General features: G+C 70.9%; 12 protein-coding genes and 1 tRNA gene. 11 read left to right on the top strand and 2 right to left on the bottom strand.

Translation table 11 applies throughout. From position 1 onward, the window contains the following. The first annotated feature begins 9 nt into the window (after positions 1-9). The 9 genes from eccCa to ACIA6C_RS26295 all read left to right on the top strand — a co-directional run bounded on the left by eccCa (position 10) and on the right by ACIA6C_RS26295 (position 11715). The gene (eccCa, locus tag ACIA6C_RS26335) at positions 10-3984 is read left to right on the top strand and encodes a type VII secretion protein EccCa (RefSeq protein ID WP_399279424.1); all 3975 of its coding nucleotides are present in this window, start codon (positions 10-12) and stop codon (positions 3982-3984) included. A 162-nt stretch (positions 3985-4146) separates the two neighbouring features. After that, on the top strand, positions 4147-5565 hold the full coding sequence (locus ACIA6C_RS26330; protein WP_399279421.1) for a DUF6177 family protein: 1419 nt from the start codon (positions 4147-4149) through the stop codon (positions 5563-5565). A 129-nt stretch (positions 5566-5694) separates the two neighbouring features. Further along, positions 5695-6027: a hypothetical protein gene (locus ACIA6C_RS26325; protein WP_361137137.1), complete on the top strand. Its 333-nt coding sequence runs from the start codon at positions 5695-5697 to the stop codon at positions 6025-6027. 42 nt (positions 6028-6069) lie between these two features. After that, positions 6070-6381: a pore-forming ESAT-6 family protein gene (locus ACIA6C_RS26320; RefSeq protein WP_329195808.1), complete on the top strand. Its 312-nt coding sequence runs from the start codon at positions 6070-6072 to the stop codon at positions 6379-6381. A 25-nt stretch (positions 6382-6406) separates the two neighbouring features. Further along, positions 6407-6847, top strand: coding sequence for a DUF6507 family protein (locus ACIA6C_RS26315; RefSeq protein ID WP_366082719.1), 441 nt, complete (start codon positions 6407-6409; stop codon positions 6845-6847). Continuing rightward, entirely contained in the window at positions 6844-9654 is a 2811-nt protein-coding gene (locus ACIA6C_RS26310) for a hypothetical protein (protein WP_399279418.1), read from the top strand. Before ACIA6C_RS26315 ends, ACIA6C_RS26310 begins: the two co-directional genes overlap by 4 nt. Further along, positions 9651-10511: an immunity 49 family protein gene (locus ACIA6C_RS26305; RefSeq protein ID WP_399279416.1), complete on the top strand. Its 861-nt coding sequence runs from the start codon at positions 9651-9653 to the stop codon at positions 10509-10511. Before ACIA6C_RS26310 ends, ACIA6C_RS26305 begins: the two co-directional genes overlap by 4 nt. A 15-nt stretch (positions 10512-10526) precedes the next feature. Further along, positions 10527-10940: an Imm49 family immunity protein gene (locus ACIA6C_RS26300; protein WP_399279539.1), complete on the top strand. Its 414-nt coding sequence runs from the start codon at positions 10527-10529 to the stop codon at positions 10938-10940. A gap of 7 nt (positions 10941-10947) precedes the next feature. Continuing rightward, positions 10948-11715, top strand: coding sequence for a hypothetical protein (locus tag ACIA6C_RS26295; RefSeq protein WP_399279414.1), 768 nt, complete (start codon positions 10948-10950; stop codon positions 11713-11715). A 63-nt stretch (positions 11716-11778) separates the two neighbouring features. On the opposite strand, the gene ACIA6C_RS26290 is transcribed toward ACIA6C_RS26295, so the two are convergent. Next, a tRNA-Leu gene (locus ACIA6C_RS26290) sits at positions 11779-11863 on the bottom strand. A 408-nt stretch (positions 11864-12271) separates the two neighbouring features. Here ACIA6C_RS26290 and ACIA6C_RS26285 point away from each other — a divergent pair. Both ACIA6C_RS26285 and ACIA6C_RS26280 read left to right on the top strand, forming a co-directional pair. Then, the gene (locus tag ACIA6C_RS26285) at positions 12272-13033 is read left to right on the top strand and encodes an ABC transporter ATP-binding protein (RefSeq protein ID WP_361137255.1); all 762 of its coding nucleotides are present in this window, start codon (positions 12272-12274) and stop codon (positions 13031-13033) included. 53 nt (positions 13034-13086) lie between these two features. After that, positions 13087-15639 (top strand): ABC transporter permease, encoded by a 2553-nt coding sequence (locus ACIA6C_RS26280; protein ID WP_399279412.1) that lies wholly within the window; start codon positions 13087-13089, stop codon positions 15637-15639. A gap of 111 nt (positions 15640-15750) precedes the next feature. Here the strand turns inward: ACIA6C_RS26280 and ACIA6C_RS26275 are convergent, their stop codons facing one another. Beyond that, positions 15751-17139 carry a class I SAM-dependent methyltransferase gene (locus tag ACIA6C_RS26275; protein WP_399279410.1) on the bottom strand — a complete coding sequence of 463 codons (1389 nt, stop codon included), beginning with the start codon at positions 17137-17139 and terminating at the stop codon, positions 15751-15753. Positions 17140-17332 lie beyond the last annotated feature (193 nt).

The following is a 17332-nucleotide window of genomic DNA, read 5'->3' as shown; positions in this document are numbered from 1 at the left end:
ACCACGAAGATGAGCACCCGACTGATCCACCGCCCGGCCAGGACGGTCCGGCCCCCGGCCGCCTCCGAGGCCCGCACCATCGAGGCGCCGCCCAACCTCCCCGAGGGCAAGGCGGGCAACATCGCGATGTCGCTGCTGCCCGTGGCCGGCGTGATGTCGTCGGTGGTGATGATGACGGTCGTCCGCAACAGCCAGTTCGCGGCGCTCGGCGCGCTGATCCTCGTCGTCACCGTCGTCGGCTCCGTCGGCCTCGTCTTCTCGCAGCGCGGCAAGGCCCAGCGCACCCGCCGCACCCAGCGGGAGGCCTACCTCGCCTACCTGGAGGACCTCCGGGAGGAACTCGCCGCCGAGGAACGCGAGCGGGCGGAGCACGCCGGCGTGCTCAACCCGCCTCCGAGCGCCCTGTACGACATCGTGCGCGACCCGGCCCGGCTGTGGGAACGCCGCCGCGTCGACGGGGACTTCCTGCGGGTGCGCGTGGGGACCGGCGAGATGCCGGTGCGCGACCTGCGGATCGCCGAGCAGGGTTCGACGGTCCTGACCCCACCGGACCGCTTCATGCTCAACGAGGCCTCGGCGCTGACCGCCCGCTTCCGCACCGGCACCGAACTGCCGCTGACCGTCCCGCTGGACCGCGTCGGCAACGTCACCGTGATCGGCCCGCGCGAGGACGGGCTGCGCGTCGCCCGCGCCCTGATGATGCAGGCCGCCGCCACCCACGCCCCCGACGACGTGGCCATCGCCCTGGCGGTGCCCGGTGACCGGCTGGGGGACTGGGAGTGGGCCAAGTGGCTGCCGCACCTGCTGGACACCGAGCAGCTCGACGGCCCCGTCGCCGCCCGCCGGATCGCCCCGTCCACGCCGCAGCTCGCCCGCCTGCTGGGCCCCGAACTGCGCCGCCGGGCCTCCTACGCCGCCGAGGTGCGCCGCGGCCTGTCCGGCAAGGACGCCCTGTCGATGACTTCCCGGCTGCTCGTCATCGCCGACGGGCACGGGGAGGACGCGGTCGAACTCCCGCGCCCCGACGACGCCGTCGGGCTGCGCGAGATGGGCGTCACCGTCCTGCACCTCCTCGACCAGCGGATCCAGGAGCCGGGCCACGTCGGCGTACGGATCACCGTAGAGGGCGACCGGGTGCTCATCGAGGACCTGCGCGAAGAGCGACCGGTCAGCGCCCACGGCACGGTGGACGAGGTCGGCGTCCCCTTCGCCGAGGGCCTGGCCCGGATGCTGGCGCCGCTGCGCCTGTCCGCCGAGTCGCTGATCGACGCCCCGCTGTCGGGCCCCGTCGACTTCGCGAGCCTGCTGGGCATCGAGGACGTCGCCCAGCTCGACGTCAACGGCCTGTGGGCGCCGCGCGGGGAGCGGGCCTTCCTGCGCGTGCCCATCGGCATCAGCGACTCCCACGAGCCGGTGCTGCTGGACTTGAAGGAGTCGTCCGAGCTGGGCATGGGCCCGCACGGCCTGTGCGTCGGCGCGACCGGCTCCGGCAAGTCGGAGCTGCTGCGCACCCTCGTCCTCGCGCTGGTGGCGACGCATCCGCCGGAGGACCTCGCGCTGGTCCTCGTGGACTACAAGGGCGGTGCGACGTTCGCGCCGTTCGCCGGTCTGCCGCACGTCGCCGGAGTCATCACCAACCTGGAGAACCAGGCCGGTCTGGTCGAGCGCGTGCACGCCTCGCTCGCGGGCGAGGTCAAGCGCCGCCAGCAGGTCCTCAAGGACGCGGGCAACATCGCCGACATCGGCGACTACAACGCGCTGCGCGCCGAGCGCCGGCCCGATCTGGAGCCGCTGCCGCACCTGTTCGTGGTCATCGACGAGTTCGGCGAACTCCTCACCGCCAAACCGGACTTCATCGACCTTTTCCTGTCCATCGGGCGGATCGGCCGCTCCATCGGCGTACACCTGCTGCTGTCCAGCCAGCGGATCGAGGGCGGCAAGCTCAAGGGCCTGGACACCTACCTCTCCTACCGGCTGGGGCTGCGCACGTTCTCCGCCGACGAGTCCCGTACGGTCCTGGACACCACGGACGCCTTCCACCTCCCGCCGCTGCCCGGCTTCGGCTACCTCAAGGTGGACACCAGCCACTACGAACGCTTCAAGGCGAGCTACGTCTCCGGCGGCTACCGGGGCCCCGTCCAGCGCGCCGACGAGCAGGACAGCGGGCCGCTCGCCCTCCCGTACGAGGCGTTCAACAGCCCGGCCAGGCCGGACGGCGCGCAGGCGCAGGAGCCCGCCGCGCGGCGCCGCGAGACCGGTCCGACCGAGCTCGGGGTCATCGTCGGCCAGTTGGAGCAGGCCGCCGCACCGGTGCGCCGGATCTGGCTGCCCCCGCTGCCCGGCGCGATCGCGCTGGACACGGTCGCGGGCCCGCTGGACGTGGGCCCCCGCGGGATGCAGCTCGCCAGGCGGCGCGGCCGGCTGGCGGTGCCGCTCGGCGTGCTGGACGACCCGACGAAACAGTGGCAGGGCGAGTGGTACCTCGACCTCACGGTCGCGGGCGGGCACGCCGCCGTCATCGGCGGGCCGCAGTCCGGCAAGACCACCCTGCTGCGCACCCTGGTCCTCTCGCTCGCCCTGACCCACACCCCGCAGGAAGTCGGCGTGTACGGCCTCGACCTGGTCGGCGGCGGGCTCCAGGCCCTCGCCGGGCTACCGCACGTCGGCGGGATCGCCGGCCGGGCGGACCGCGAACGGGCGGCGCGGACCGTGGAGGAAGTGCGCACGATGCTCGCCGCCCGCGAGGAGCTCTTCCGCGAGCACGGCATCGACTCCGTCGAGCAGCTGCGCACCCTGCACGCGGCGGGCCGGCTGCCGCAGCTCGCCTCCGCGGAGATCGTCCTGGTCATCGATGGTTTCGGCGCGCTGCGCGACGACTTCGAGAGCCTGGACGACGCGGTCGTCGACATCCTCAAGCGCGGCAGCGGGTACGGCATCCACGTCGTCGCCGGCATGCTGCGCTGGAACGACGTACGGATCGCCACGCAGTCGAACTTCGGCACGCGGGTAGAGCTGCGGCTGAACGACCCCAGCGAGTCCAGCGTCGACCGCAAGCTGGCCGAGACGCTGTCGCCCGACGAACCGGGCCGCGTGCTGACCGACGGGAAGCTCTTCGCGCAGGTCGCGCTGCCCCGGACGGACGGCCGGGCCGACCCGTCGGAGCTGGGCGCCGTGCTGGAGCGCACGGCCCGAACGGTGCGCGCCACCTGGAGCGGGGAGACGGCCCAGCCGGTACGGGTGCTGCCGCACGTGCTGGAGCCGCACCTGCTGCCCGGTCCGGCCGCCGAGCCGAAGCGGGTGCCGATCGGCCTGGACCAGCAGGCGCTCGCGCCGGTCCTGGTCGACCTGTTCGGGCACGACCAGCACCTGCTGGTCCTGGGCGACAGCGAGTGCGGGAAGACGAACCTGCTGGCGACGATCGCGGGCGGGCTGATCGAACGCTATAACGAGGAAGAACTGGTCTTCGCCGTCATGGACCCGCGGCGCGGCCTGCGCGGGGTGGTCCCGGAGGAGTTCAACGGCGGCTACGCGTACAACGCGAAGCTGTGCGCCGGGCTGTCCGCCGGCATCGCCACCGAGCTGGAGCGGCGGATGCCCGACGACACCGCGCCGCTGGAGGACCTGGAGCCGGGCAGTTGGGGCGGCGGCCCGCGGATCGTCGTGCTCGTCGACGACTACGACGTACTGACCACGGCCGGGCAGTCGCCGCTGGCGCCGTTCCTGCCGTACGTCCCCTCGGCCGCGGACATCGGCCTGCACTTCGTCCTGACCCGCCGGGTCGCCGGCGCCTCGCGCGGCATGTACGAGCCGCTGGTGCAGGGGCTGCGCGAGTCGGGCGCCTCGGCCCTGGTCATGGCGGGCGACCGCAGCGAGGGCCAGCTGCTGCCCGGGGTGTACGCCTCGCAGCAGCCCGCCGGGCGGGGGGTGCTGGTGCGCCGGGGCCAGTCGAGCCGCCTGATCCAGACCGTGTACGGCCGCCGGTGAACGGTGGGCGGCCGCGGGTGCATCGCGCACGGCCGCGTGTGAACCACGCACAGCCGCGGGTGCATCGCGCACGGCCGTGTACGAACCGTGAACAGCCGTGGGTGAGCGCCGGACCCGTGCCCGCTCCCCGCACGCCTTTCGACCGAAGGATCTGACCAGCACATGACCAAGGACGTCGTCGCCCTCACCGAGCGGATGCCCGACCCGTGGACCGTGCTCGCCGGACTGCTCTCCGGCGGCCCCGACAAGCTGGTGAACGCGGCGGCCGAGCGGGCCGTGGTGCAGCTGTGCGACGAGCAGGGCCGCCCGCTCGTCTCCATCGAGGCGCCGCTGCTGGTGCAGGTCGAGGGGGAGGCCGAGCGGCTGCTCGGAGCCACCGCCCCGCCGGTCCCGTTCTGGTGGACGGAGGCCCGCGCCACCACCGGCGTCGAGGACGCCGCCCGGCTGGCGGGCACCTTCGCGGCCCGGCTGGCCGCGCTGGCGGGGGGCTCCGCCTGGCCGCGCGAGCCCGGGCGCTCGCTGGGAGTGGTGCGGACCGAGGGGGTGGCCGTGGCGCCGGAGCCGGCCGCCGCGCAGCCCGCCGTGGACGTGCTCACCGACCGGGTGGCCGTCGTCATCCAGGACCGCCCGGTGGTGGCCATGACCGCCTGGCTCTCGGACGCCTTCCGGGCCGCCGCCGAAGCCGAGCTGGGCCTGCAGATCGTCACCCCGCCGGGCACCACCCTCTCCCCCGCCGTCAGGGACGGCCTGAGCGGCTGGCCCTCGCGCTGGGTGGTGCAGGACGAGCGGGACGGCTACTACGACGGCCTCACCGGGGCCGTACTGCGCTGGCAGAGCGGGCTGTTCGCCCCGGTCGAGGCGCTGGACGCGACCCCCGAGGACCCGCGCACCCCGGTGGCCGCCGCGTTCCGGGACGTCGCCGCGACCGGGGAACGGCAGCTGGCCGTCACCTTCCGCGCGGTCCACCCCGCCGATGAACGGCTCGTCCTCGGGGACGCCCTGGAGGCCGTGTGGCGGGAGCTCACCGGCGGGCCGCCGGCCGGGTGGGGCACCGCGGAGCCGGCCAACCTCCCGTGGTCCCCGGCCCGGCTGACCGACGTCGCGTACGCGCGGGCGCCGGAGCCGTCCTGGTTCGTGGTGGTCGGCGGGCCGCAGCGCCCGGGCGTCGCCACGGTGCGGGTCCGCCGTACGAAGGCGGGCGTCGAGGAGGAGGTCACCCTCGCGTTCGGCTACGGGGCGGACGAGGAGCCGCCGTTGGACGCCCTGCCCCGGACCGCCGAGGTCCTCGCCACCCGCCACCACCTGCAGTCCATGCTCGTACAGCTGCGCAGGGCCCGCCGCGATCTGGCGGTGCCGCCTTGGTTCGAGGGACCGGGCGTGCCGGTGGCCTTCGTCCTGGGTGCGGAGGAGGTGCGTGCGATGGCGGGCGACCGGGCGCGCAACACCCCGCTGGCGCAGCGGCCGTTGCCGCTGGGTCCCAAGAGCCGGCCGGCGCTGTACTACCCGCTGCCGGGGGACCCGTCGGACCTGGCCGGGTGGGCGGACTTCGAGCTGCTGATGCGGCATCTGAAGGGCGCGTGAGGACACTGGTTGGGAGGCGGACATCGATGTCCGGCTTTGGTCACAGCTGCCGGTTGCTGGTTGCGAAAGCGATGTAGGTTGGCAGAATCGACCATACTTGTGGTCGTTCTCTGGTGATGGGGGTGTGGGATGAAGTTCGACATGGGGACGCAGGTTCTGACGAACCTGATGTCGGGGTCGCGGACGTCGAGTACGGATCTGGGGACGCTGATCCAGCAGTTGATCACGGCGGCGCATCCGTTGGAGGGCAAGTTCAACGGTCAGGGCAAGGTCGCCTTCGATTCGTTCAAGGAGCACTCGGACGGGATCACGAAGGAGCTGAACGCGGCTCTGTCGGCGATCCTGGGCGGTCAGTCGGGGATGGAGCAGGCCTTCGGCACCGGTGACCACGAGCAGGGTGACAACGCGCGGCAGCAGATGTCGGCGGCGAACTTCGACGCGGCCCGCTTCGCCGGCCGCTGAACGTCGTAAGTCTTTCCAACCACACGGGGAGTGTGATGTGTGATGGCCGGTGGCACGGACCGTCGTTCGTATGACACGGGTGCCTCGACCGAGGCGCAGGGCAACATCCAGGTCGTGATCGGGCAGCTGGAGCAGGTGATCGCGGCTCGGGACGCGCAGGTGAAGGCGGCGATGTCGGACTTCGCGGCCGATGGCGTGGCGGATGAGTACCACGGCAAGGAACTGCGCTGGAAGAACGCGTCGCAAGAGGTGAAGAACATCATCCACCTGTTGAAGTCGACGCTGGAGAAGAACGACGCGACGGCGCAGCAGACGATCGCGCGGGCGAAGGCCGCGGTCGACAACATCGGCTGAGCGGAAACGGTTTTTCGGGGGACGTATGACGGCGTGGGACATCAAGCCGCAGGGTGTGCAGAGCCAGCTCAAGCTCACCGGTGAGCGGGCGGGTGAGCTGGAGAAGGCGCTGAACGCGCTGATGACGCACATGTCGGAGGCGGCGTACGCGGCGGGCACGGCGGTGCCGGGTTCGGCGGCGACGGTGCCGAACGCGGCGCGGCAGGGTCCGGTGGCGACGGGGCAGGTGCCGTTGTCGCACCGGGGCACGACGGGGCCGGTGGGTGCCGCGCTGTCGCAGTACCTGGAGAAGCGCCAGCCGGACGTGAAGGCGATGGTGGACCGGATCCAGGCCGCGGTGCTGGGTGCGGCGAAGGCCACGAACGAGTACATCGAGGGTGACTTGGACGCGGCCAAGCACGCGCAGGACGCGGCGAAGAACGTGCGGCTGGACGAGCTGCGGGACGCCACGGGGGGCGCGAAGTGAGCAACAACGATCCGGTCGATCCCGCCGAGGTGCCGGTGTTCACCGGTGAACTCGCGGTGCTGGACGAGAAGGTCAAGGCGCTGTCGGGCGACGGCGGCGCGCTGGCGAACGCCGGCTCCTCGGTGCACACCACGTTCGGCGGAATGTCCGCGTACTACAAGGCGCCCGAGGCCGAGCAGCTCTTCGCGGTGACGAAGCCGGTCGTGGACACCACCTTGTCGTTCTCCACCGACATGTGCACCATCGCGGGCGCGCTGGGGACGTACGCGAGCGAGATCCGCCCGCTGGTGAAGAAGCTGGAGACGCTCAAGGCGGAGGCGGCGTCGTTCAAGTCCAAGGTCTCCGGCGACGACAAGTGGAACGAGGACGGGGATCTCGTCGATGAGAACCTCGACCGGCGCAACGAGATCGCCGAGGTGTGGTCGCAGTTCCAGACGGCGGAACGCAACGCGTACGACAAGATCGTGGCGCTGGTGTGCGGAGCGCCGCTGAAGGTCGACGACGGCTCGCACGGCGCGAACATGTACGGCTATGACGCGGAGGCGCTCAAGCACTCCAAGTCGCTTCCGTGGGGTGACGCGGTCGAGGAGTCGGTGCCGTGGTGGCAGGTGTGGGAGCACGCCTACGACTTCGGCAAGGGCGTCATCGTCGACGGCGTGTGGGGCACCATCAAGGGCCTGGGCACGCTGGTCGGCTTCGACGGCTGGGACGCCACCAAGCAGGCGTGGACCGGGCTCGCGAAGCTGGCCACCGGTGTGTCCATCGCCATCATCCCGGGCGTCGGTTCGGTGTACATGACGATGCCGAGCAAATACCTCCCCTCCTGGCTGCGTGATTCGCGGACGGCGATGAAGGAGACGGGCAAGGCGCTGCTGGCGTGGGACCAGTGGAGCGAGAACCCGTCGCGGGCGGCGGGCGCGGTCACCTTCAACGTGATCACCGCGATCTTCACCGACGGCGCCGGCGCGGCGGCCTCGGGCGCGGGCAAGGCGGGCGTCGCGGCGAAGGCGCTGTCGTTCGCGGGCAAGGCCGGGCGGGCCATCGACCCGATGACGTACGTGTTCAAGGGCGCGGGTGCCGGCCTGTCGAAGATCGGCGATGTGATGGCCGGTCTGCGGGGCATCGGCAAGGTCGAGATCCCCAAGATCTCCGACGGCGCGTTCGCCCTGCCGGACGGCTCGACGATGCTGCCTGACGGAACGATTCACCTCCCCTCCGGCACCGCCGTCCCCGAGGGTGCGATCAAGCTTCCCGACGGGGGCATCAAGCTCCCCGAGGGCACCGCCACCCTCCCGCCGGGCACGGTCAAGCTGCCCTTCGACGACAGCCCCGCGAAGTACATCGACGCGGCCGGCAACCTCTACACGAAGGACGGCAGCCTCTACCAGCACGCCGCCGACGCGAAGCCCGAGACGGTCCCGGCCACGGCCCACGCCCCCAAGGCCGAAACCCCCGTCCTGGTCGGCGTCGGCGCCCACAACGCCGACAACGCCATCCGCCTCGGCTCCGACATCTCCGACCCCGTCCACGCGGCCGACAACGCCGCCCACACCGGGAACCACACCCCGGGCGGCCACGCCCCGGACGGCATGCCCCGCAACGACCTCAACACCACCCCCGGCGGCGGCACCTCCCACCCGACGCACACCCCCTCCACCGGCGGCCACGGCCACGGCGACACCCCGAGCACGGGCGGCACCCACCCGGACGGCCCCTCCACCGGCGGCTCCCACCCCGACGGCCCGGGCACCGGCGGCTCCCACCTCCCCGACACCCCCGGCGCGGGCGGCTCCCACCTCCCCGACACCCCCGGCGCGGGCGGCTCCCACCTCCCCGACACCCCGGGCGGGGGCGGCCATGACAGCCACCCGACCACGGGTGGTCACGATCCCGCCCCCCGCCAACCTGTGAAACGTCCTGACTTCATGCAGGATGGCCCGAACCCCTACGGGGAACGCGAGAGCCTCACCAAGGAACAGATAGAAGAGATTCAGGTCTACCGGGCCAACGAGGAACCCGGCTATCGCGAGCGGTATTACAACCGTCTCGGTCGCCGCTTGCGCTTGGACCTCAAGGACGAGAGCGGGTTCACACCACCCCACCTCACCAAGCTGGCTGAGGATGCTCCTTGGATTCCTGCCAAGGACACACCCGAGCCCCCTGCACCCCACTTCCTGGACGACGACTACAAGCCTCTGGGGGCTGACGACGTCTCAGACCTTGACCGGCTCGACAATCTCCACGGATTCGCCCAGAGGCGTCATGCCGCCATCACGTGGAACAATCTCGTCACCGAGTGGAAAAACTCGTCCGGCTTGCCTCAAGCCGAAGCCGTGTACAAGGCGTCCCACACAGGAATGAGAGACGCGACCGAGGCATTCGGCGAAGCAACTGCCCGGCACCACTTCGTCGCAGAGAACTACCCGGACTTCGCCGAGCAAGAGCTACTGGGACCGAAGAACGGTAACGATCAGTTCGATCAGGTGTGGTTGCACGATGACGGACGAGCCCTCGTCATCGAATCGAAGAGCAGCATTGACACACGCCTCGGCAAACGCGACCTTCCGGCACCTCCCAACATGCCCGGCGTCAAGGGGCCGTCCGTTTCCCAGGGGACCAGGGAATACTTCCTCGACATCCTGAGGGAAATGGACAAGCGGGGTGAAACGGAGCTGTCGGACAAGCTTCGAGCGGCGCTCAGAGACGGCAAACTGGAATATATCGTCGTCAAGGGTGGCAAGAACACCGGAAGCTACACTGGCTTGGAGTACCGGAGGTTCGACATCAGCAAGAGGAGTCTTCCGTGACCACATCTGTCGCCCGGCACATCGCGCCCCGCCCCGATGCGGAAGAGTTCGCCGACCGGCTGAGCAAGCGGATGGTGGGCTACGTCGAGGAGCTCGAAGAGTCGCCGCACATGATCGACTTCACGTTCAGCAGCGCTCTCCTCGCATTGCAGGCACACGCCGTGGCCGATCCTTCGGGGGCCCGGCTGGAGACGTGGGAAGCCACGGTTACCGCGATGCAGGTCGGCTCGGCGCTGTTCGCCGTGACCGGCACGAGCGAGGGCTCCGTGCAGTGCTTCATCAACGACAAGTTGCGCACCATTCCGGCGATCGGCCACCAGCCGTTCGCCAATGCCGGAAACTGGCTGAGCGCCTTCTGGCTGGCCGTCATCTGCCGCGAGCAGAAGCGGATGACGCAGCTGTGCGAAGTCCCGATCGAGCGATTGCGCTCACCGGAAGGCACCTACGATGAATTCATCTATCACTGGATCGACGTCCAGCAGACTTACTGGCTCCGACGCCCGGGCTTGGCTGAAAAGCTCATGGCCGCGTTCGAGGCCTCGAATCCCGAGGTCGCACGCAACACCCCGCCCGATGCTCTGCAAGGCGTGATCTATCCGCCACTCAACCTTTTCTACCACTTCGTCCGCAAGCATGAGGAAGAATTCGGCCCGGCTTTGACGGAGGCGCTGAACTCGCACAAAGCGTACTGGACGATGGATGAGGAGCGGGCGACTGACATCGACGGCGCTCTCGCCCTCGGACCACTCGCCATGGCATGCCTGGCCTATGACGGGAAACTTCCGATCGGTGTGGAGTCCCCGTTCATTCCCAAGTACCTGTTGGAGCACGGATGGCTGGGCGAATTCCCCACCTGATCCGGCGCCGCCCCCCTGAACGCCGGTACCTGGGTGCAGGCTTTCCACCTCGCGCTGATCTGCCGGGAGACCGCCCGCCTCGACATGCCGGCGAAGGTACCGGTGTCGCTGCTGCGTGAATGCGGCGGTGTGATGGACGAGTACGTGTCAGGGAGAGCAGTGGTCGAGAGCGTGTCCCGCCACCCGTTTCCCACCGGGAACGCAGAAGCGGGAGTCGCCGGACTCCAGGAGAGTGCCGAAGGGTGGATCGACGGCCTGGAGGGCGATTGCACGGGTCTGGGCGAAGCCTTGGACACCACGCTCATGCTGGCCAAGGCCCACTGCCTGGTGGACCCGAAGGGCGAGATCTACCCGACTTGGGACGCCTGGGTGAACGCGATGCAGGTGGGCTCGGCCGTGTTCGCCGCCGCGACCGCGACCGGCGGCTGAACCTCAAGTGACCGACCATCCTTCGCGCACCGTGCTGGACCGGCTGCGTGCGGTTGACTGGAGTGACGAGACCTCGGCTTTCGGGCGGGAGCACTCGCGGGCGCTGCTGGTGCGGGAGTTTCTGCGCCGCTCGGCGCTGTGGGCCCGGGCCTGCGGGGCCGAGGAGGCGTGGCCCTTCTTCGACGTGGCGGAACACGTCGACGCCGAGGTGCAGACGCCCGCCGACGTGGCCGCGGAGGTGGAAGAGCTGGTGCAGGGTTTGGCGCCGGAGTTACTGCGGACGACGTGCCGCGCGGCCGTCCGCTGGGCCTGCCTGGGTGACGCCCGCACCGAGCCGACCGCCGGTCTGCCGGACCCGTACGAGCCGCTCCTGCTGATGTTCGAGCGCGGTGGCGGGTTCCACCTGGAGGAGTACCTCGACCTCAACGGCGTGATGATCCCGCTGGGCACCGTGGAGACCAACGCCTCCGCGCCCCCCTTCCTCACCCTCGCCCCCGCCACCCTGGACGCGCTGGATGCCGAGGGCGACGTCACGTACTACGCGAAGATCGACGAACGGCACCCGCGGCAGAGCCCGAGGGGCATCCTCCGCCGCCGGGTCGAAGAGGACGGGACCCACGACGAGGCATTCACCCGCAACCTCCGCTGGGAGCCGACCGAGTACCTCAAGCGCTACGCCCTCGGTCACGACGACATCGACCACGTCCCCGTCGCCGAGCACGAAGCGGCCGCGTTCATCGAGTCGGTGACGGCGAAGCCCACGGGCTCGGGGTGAGGCGGAGGGGTGGTGTTCCGCCGGGGCGGTGCGCCGGCGGGGCGGCCGGGGGGTGGGGGGGTGTGGTGCCCGGAGCCGGACTTGAACCGGCACGGCCCGAAGGCCAGCGAGGTTTAAGCTCGCCGTGTCTGCATTCCACCATCCGGGCAGGGCTTGGCGGCCCCCGTGGAAGAACTGTGGACGCCCAGGGTGAGCCTATCCGTAAGTATCCCTGCTCCGACCTGGGCGTCTGTCCGATGTTGTCTGATTCTATTGGCGCTTGAGTGGGCGTCAGGTGCGATAACGCACGGTCGGCACCTCGCGGGGGATGATCCCTGCCGCGCGCATTTGACGGGATTTCGCCTCCCCGCGCCACCCCACCCGCCACCCCCCGCGCACGGCGCCCTCACGGGGAGCGGCGTCATACCAGAGGAGGAGGTGTACGCCCCCGTGTCAGCCTCCAGTGGGCCGTCGAACCGGCACCGCGGCTGATCCGGGGCGGGGGTGCGCGCGGCGAGGATGGGAGGGTCCCGCCCCAGCGCAGCATCCCGCTCGACAGGAGTCACCCGTGACCGCCATGAACTACGCCCCCACCACCCAGGCGGTGGCCGCCCGTGCCACGCAGCTGTCCAAGGTGTACGGCCAGGGCGAGACCCAGGTGGTCGCGCTGGACAACGTCTCCGTCGACTTCGGCCAGGGCCGGTTCACCGCGATCATGGGCCCCTCCGGCTCCGGCAAGTCCACGCTCATGCACTGCGTCGCGGGTCTGGACACCTTCTCCGGCGGCTCCGTGCGTATCGGTGACACCGAGCTCGGCTCCCTCAAGGACAAGCAGCTGACCCAGCTGCGCCGCGACAAAATCGGTTTCATCTTCCAGGCCTTCAACCTGCTGCCGACCCTGACGGCCCTGGAGAACATCACCCTCCCGATGGACATAGCCGGCCGCAAGCCCGACCAGCAGTGGCTGGACTCGGTCATCCGGATGGTCGGCCTCTCCGACCGCCTCGGCCACCGCCCCACGCAGCTGTCGGGCGGCCAGCAGCAGCGCGTTGCCGTGGCCCGCGCCCTCGCCTCCCGGCCGGAGATCATCTTCGGTGACGAGCCGACCGGCAACCTCGACTCCCGTTCCGGCGCCGAGGTACTGGGCTTCCTGCGCAACTCCGTCCGCGAACTCGGCCAGACCGTCGTCATGGTCACCCACGACGCGGTCGCCGCCTCCTACGCGGACCGCGTCATCTTCCTCGCCGACGGCCGCATCGTCGACGAGATGCTGAACCCGAGCGCCGACGGCGTCCTCGACCGCATGAAGGCCTTCGACGCCAAGGGCCGCACCAGCTGAGGGACGCCCCCTCCCCGTCCCCGCTGACCCCCCGACCACTGGACGCCTCCACCATGTTCCGTACCGCCCTGCGCAACGTACTCGCGCACAAGGCCAGGCTGTTGATGACGGTGCTCGCCGTCGTCCTCGGCGTGGCCTTCGTCTCCGGCACGCTCGTCTTCACCGACACCGTCGGCAAGGCCCTGTCCGGCCAGTCCGCCAAGAGCTTCACCGGCATCGCCGTCTCCGTCACCGCCGACGGGCCCTCCCGCAACGACGACGGGACCAAGGAGGGCGAGCCGGGCATCAGCGCGCAGACCCTCGACAAGGTCAAGGCCCTCCAGGGCGTCGACACCGTCTCCGGCCGCGTCTCCGGCTTCGCCGGTGTCGCCGACCCCTCCGGCAAGCTGATCGGCAGCGGCTGGGCCAACCGCGGCTCCAACTTCGCCCCCGTCAAGGACGGCAAGGACCCGCGCTACGCCTTCACCCAGGGCAACGGCCCTGCGAAGGCCGACCAGATCGCCCTCGACAAGGAGACCGCCCGCCGCGGCGAGTACGCGGTCGGCGACAAGGTGCGGGTGGCCTCCAACGGCCTCCCTGGCGAGTACACCCTCTCGGGCGTGTTCACCACCGAGGACGGCCAGGTCAACGCGGGCGGCTCGCTGGTGCTGTTCGACACCGCCACCGCCCAGAAGCTCTACCTGGCCCCCGGCTTCTACCAGGAGCTCTCGGTCAGCGCGAAGCCCGGCACCAGCGCGGACCGGCTGCTGTCCGAGGTCAAGCCGCTCGTCGGCAAGGACGCCACGGCCAAGACCGGCGCCGAGCTGGCCGCCGAGCAGGCCAAGGACATCGAGCGGCAGATGGACACCACCAACCAGATGCTGCTGACGTTCGCGCTCATCTCGCTGTTCGTGGGCATCTTCCTGATCTACAACACCTTCACGATGCTGGTCGCCCAGCGCACGAAGGAACTGGCCCTGCTGCGCGCCATCGGCGCCAACCGCGGCCAGGTCAAGCGGTCCGTGCTGGCCGAGGCCCTCGTCGTCGGCGTGATCTCCTCCGCCGTCGGTCTGCTGGCCGGCGTCGGCCTCGCCGTCGGCATGCGCTCCCTGATGGACTCCATCGGCGCGAAGATCCCGGCCGGCCCGCTGGTCGTCAGCCCGGTGACCATCGCGAGCGCGATCGCCATCGGTGTCCTCGTCACGCTGCTCGCGGCCTGGCTGCCCGCCCGCCGCACCGCCAGGATCGCCCCGGTCGCCGCCATGGGCAGTGCCCACCTGCCGGCCACCGCCAAGTCCCTGGTGCTGCGCAACAGCATCGGCGGCGCGCTCACCCTGTTCGGCCTGGCCGGGATCCTCGGCGGCGCGCTGATGGGCAAGGACGGCAAGATGGTCATCGGTGGGGGCGCGTTCCTCACGATGATCGGCATCATCGTCCTGCTGCCCGCGCTCTCCCGCCCGGTCATCGCGGCCCTGCGCCCGGCGCTGCGCAAGGCGTTCGGCGTCGCCGGCAAGCTGGCCGCGCAGAACGCGGTGCGCAACCCGCGCCGCACGGCCGTCACCGCCGCCTCGCTCGCCATCGGACTGACCCTGGTCACCGCCCTGTCGGTGCTCGGCGTGACCATGGGCAAGGCCGTGGACCGGATGACCACCGACAAGCTCAAGGCCGACTACAAGATCTCCCTGTCCGGCGGTTTCGGCGGCCTCGACCAGAGCGTGATCGGCGCACTGGCCAAGGCTCCGGGCGTCAAGGCGGTCTCCCCGCAGCAGGCCGGCTCACTGCGCTTCGGCGGCGGCAAGGAGTTCTCCTCCGCCTCCGGCGTCGAGCCGTCCGCGATCGGGTCGCTCCTCAACATCGAAGTCGTGTCCGGTTCTCTGGACAGCCTCGGCAAGGGCCAGTTGGCGGTCGCGGACACGACGGCCAAGTCCCGTGGCCTCAAGGTAGGTTCGGTCCTCAAGACCGCCTTCGACGACGACAAGAAGGCCGATCTGGTGGTGGGCGCCGTCTACAAGGAGATGGACGGCATGCTCTCCCCGTACGTACTGGACTACAAGATCCTCAGCCAGCACGAGGAGAAGCCGTACCTGCCCGAGGTCTTCGTCAAGATGGACGGCGGCCCCTCCGCCAAGGCCCAGCAGACCCTCGTCGACGCCCTCGGCAAGAACCCGGCGATGAGCATCGCCACCCAGCAGGACATGCGCAACGAGCTGGGCGGCGCGATCAACACCGCGCTCAACATCATGTACGGCCTGCTCGGCATGGCGCTGATCATCTCGGTGCTCGGCGTCGTCAACACCCTGGCCATGTCCGTCTACGAGCGGACCCAGGAGATCGGCATGCTGCGCGCCATCGGCCTGGACCGGGGCCGGGTCAAGAACATGATCCGCCTGGAGGCCGTCGTGATCTCGCTGTTCGGCGCGGTCATCGGTGTGGTCCTCGGTACGTTCATCGCCTGGGCCGTCGGCCAGACCATCAAGGACGGGGTGCCGCACTACGCGCTGGTCGTCCCCTTCGACCGGATCGCGGTCTTCATGCTGCTGGCCGGTGTGGTCGGCGCCCTGGCGGCCATGTGGCCGGCCCGCAGCGCCGCCCGGCTGAACATGCTGACCGCCATCAAGACCGAGTAGGCGCGGCCCGCCTGCGGCGAGGCCCCGCGACCGCAGTTCCGCTCGCGCAGCATGCGGCGAGGCCCCGCGACCGGAGTTCCGGTCGCGGGGCCTCACCCGTACCACCACCTGCTACGGATTCTGCGGCGCGCCCCACTCGCGGGCCCGCAGCGGCATCCCGGAGACCCCGCCGCTCCCCGGGCGGACCGCGAGGACCTGGTTGACGCCGAGCCGGTTGTGCTCGAAGCCGAGCGCGGAGGCCGCCATGTACAGCAGCCACACCCGGGCGCGGCCGGGGGAGGTCAGCCGGACCGCCTCGTCCCAGTGCCGCTCCAGCCGGGCCACCCAGGCCCGCAGGGTCAGCGCGTAGTGCTCGCGCAGCGCCTCCACGTCGCGGACCTCGAAGCCGGCCCGCTCCAGTTCGCCGACGGTGGTGCCGATCGGGGACAGCTCCCCGTCGGGGAAGACGTAGGCGTCGATGAACTCGTCGATCCGGTAGGCCTCTTCGTCGGGCTCCGGCGGCCGGGCGATCTGGTGGTTCAGCAACCGGCCGCCGGGGCGGAGCAGTTCGTGCAGCGTGTGCGCGTACTCGCGGTAGCGGGCGGCGCCGACGTGCTCGGCCATGCCGATCGAGGAGATCGCGTCGTACGGGCCGTCCTTGACGTCCCGGTAGTCCTGGACCCGGATGTCGATCCGGTCGGCCAGACCCTCCTCGGCGACCCGCTTGCGGGCGTAGACGGCCTGCTCCTGCGAGAGCGTGATGCCGGTGACCTGGACCCCGTACTCACGGGCGGCGTGCAGGGCCATGGAGCCCCAGCCGCAGCCGACGTCGAGCAGGCGCAGGCCCGGGGCGAGGTCGAGCTTGCGGCAGACCAGGTCGAGCTTGTCGCGCTGCGCGTCCTCCAGGGTGCCGCCGGGACTCCAGTACGCGCAGGAGTACACCATCGAGGGGCCCAGGACGTGCTCGTAGAAGGCATTGCCGACGTCGTAGTGGTGGCTGATCGCCTGGCGGTCGCGGCCCTTGCTGTGTATGGCGCCCCCGCGGCGGGCGGCCTCCTCGGGGGGCGGCGCGGGCGCCGGCCAGGGCCGGGCCAGGGCGACGAGGTCGCGTACGGCGGCCCGTACCTCGGGGTCGCGCAGCAGAGCGGCCGTTCCGGCGGCGCCGGAGGCGGCGGCCGGCAGGTGCGGGCGCAGGGCGGCGAGCTTCGCGAGGCCGGTGGCCGCGGGCTTCGGGGCCGGCGCGGGGGCGGGCTCGCGCTCCCAGAGCAGCCCGGCCACCCGGTCCAGCAGCTCGAACAGGTCCCCTTCGACGGTCAGTTCACCGGCCACCCAGGCCCGGGCCAGACCCAGTTCGCCCGGTTTCCACACCATGCGGCGCAGCGCCCGGCGGTGGTTCAGGACCAGGGTCGGTCCAGTGGACGGGCCGGCCTCGCTGCCGTCCCAGGCTCGTATGCGCACGGGCACGGGGGCGCCCAGCAGGGTTTCGGCGAGAGCGGCCAGCCGCGGCGCGGCGTCGGTCATGGCAGGCACCTCCAGAAGTTCCGACCGAACGGCCTACCCATTTCCGGCGAGGGTTAGGCCCTGTACGGACGATCTTCGCGGAGGCGGCTCAAGGAACACCCCAGGACGGCACGAGGCGTGCGTGTCAGGGGCTCCGCCCCGAAGCCCGGGCCCCCGCCCGGAAGCCCGGGCCCGCGCCCGGAAGCCTGGGCCC

The organism is Streptomyces sp. NPDC051578 (assembly GCF_044454045.1).
Classification (GTDB): Bacteria; Actinomycetota; Actinomycetes; order Streptomycetales; family Streptomycetaceae; genus Streptomyces.
Note: the sequence above shows the minus strand (reverse complement) of the source record. Positions and strands in the feature narration are given on the sequence as shown.

What these genes read in the sequence shown, in the direction of transcription:
- eccCa (WP_399279424.1), top strand. Translation starts at nt 10, where the DNA reads ATGAGCACCCGACTGATCCACCGCCCGGCCAGGACGGTCCGGCCCCCG.
- ACIA6C_RS26330 (WP_399279421.1), top strand. Translation starts at nt 4,147, where the DNA reads ATGACCAAGGACGTCGTCGCCCTCACCGAGCGGATGCCCGACCCGTGG.
- ACIA6C_RS26325 (WP_361137137.1), top strand. Translation starts at nt 5,695, where the DNA reads ATGAAGTTCGACATGGGGACGCAGGTTCTGACGAACCTGATGTCGGGG.
- ACIA6C_RS26320 (WP_329195808.1), top strand. Translation starts at nt 6,070, where the DNA reads ATGGCCGGTGGCACGGACCGTCGTTCGTATGACACGGGTGCCTCGACC.
- ACIA6C_RS26315 (WP_366082719.1), top strand. Translation starts at nt 6,407, where the DNA reads ATGACGGCGTGGGACATCAAGCCGCAGGGTGTGCAGAGCCAGCTCAAG.
- ACIA6C_RS26285 (WP_361137255.1), top strand. Translation starts at nt 12,272, where the DNA reads ATGAACTACGCCCCCACCACCCAGGCGGTGGCCGCCCGTGCCACGCAG.
- ACIA6C_RS26280 (WP_399279412.1), top strand. Translation starts at nt 13,087, where the DNA reads ATGTTCCGTACCGCCCTGCGCAACGTACTCGCGCACAAGGCCAGGCTG.
- ACIA6C_RS26275 (WP_399279410.1), bottom strand. Translation starts at nt 17,139, where the DNA reads ATGACCGACGCCGCGCCGCGGCTGGCCGCTCTCGCCGAAACCCTGCTG.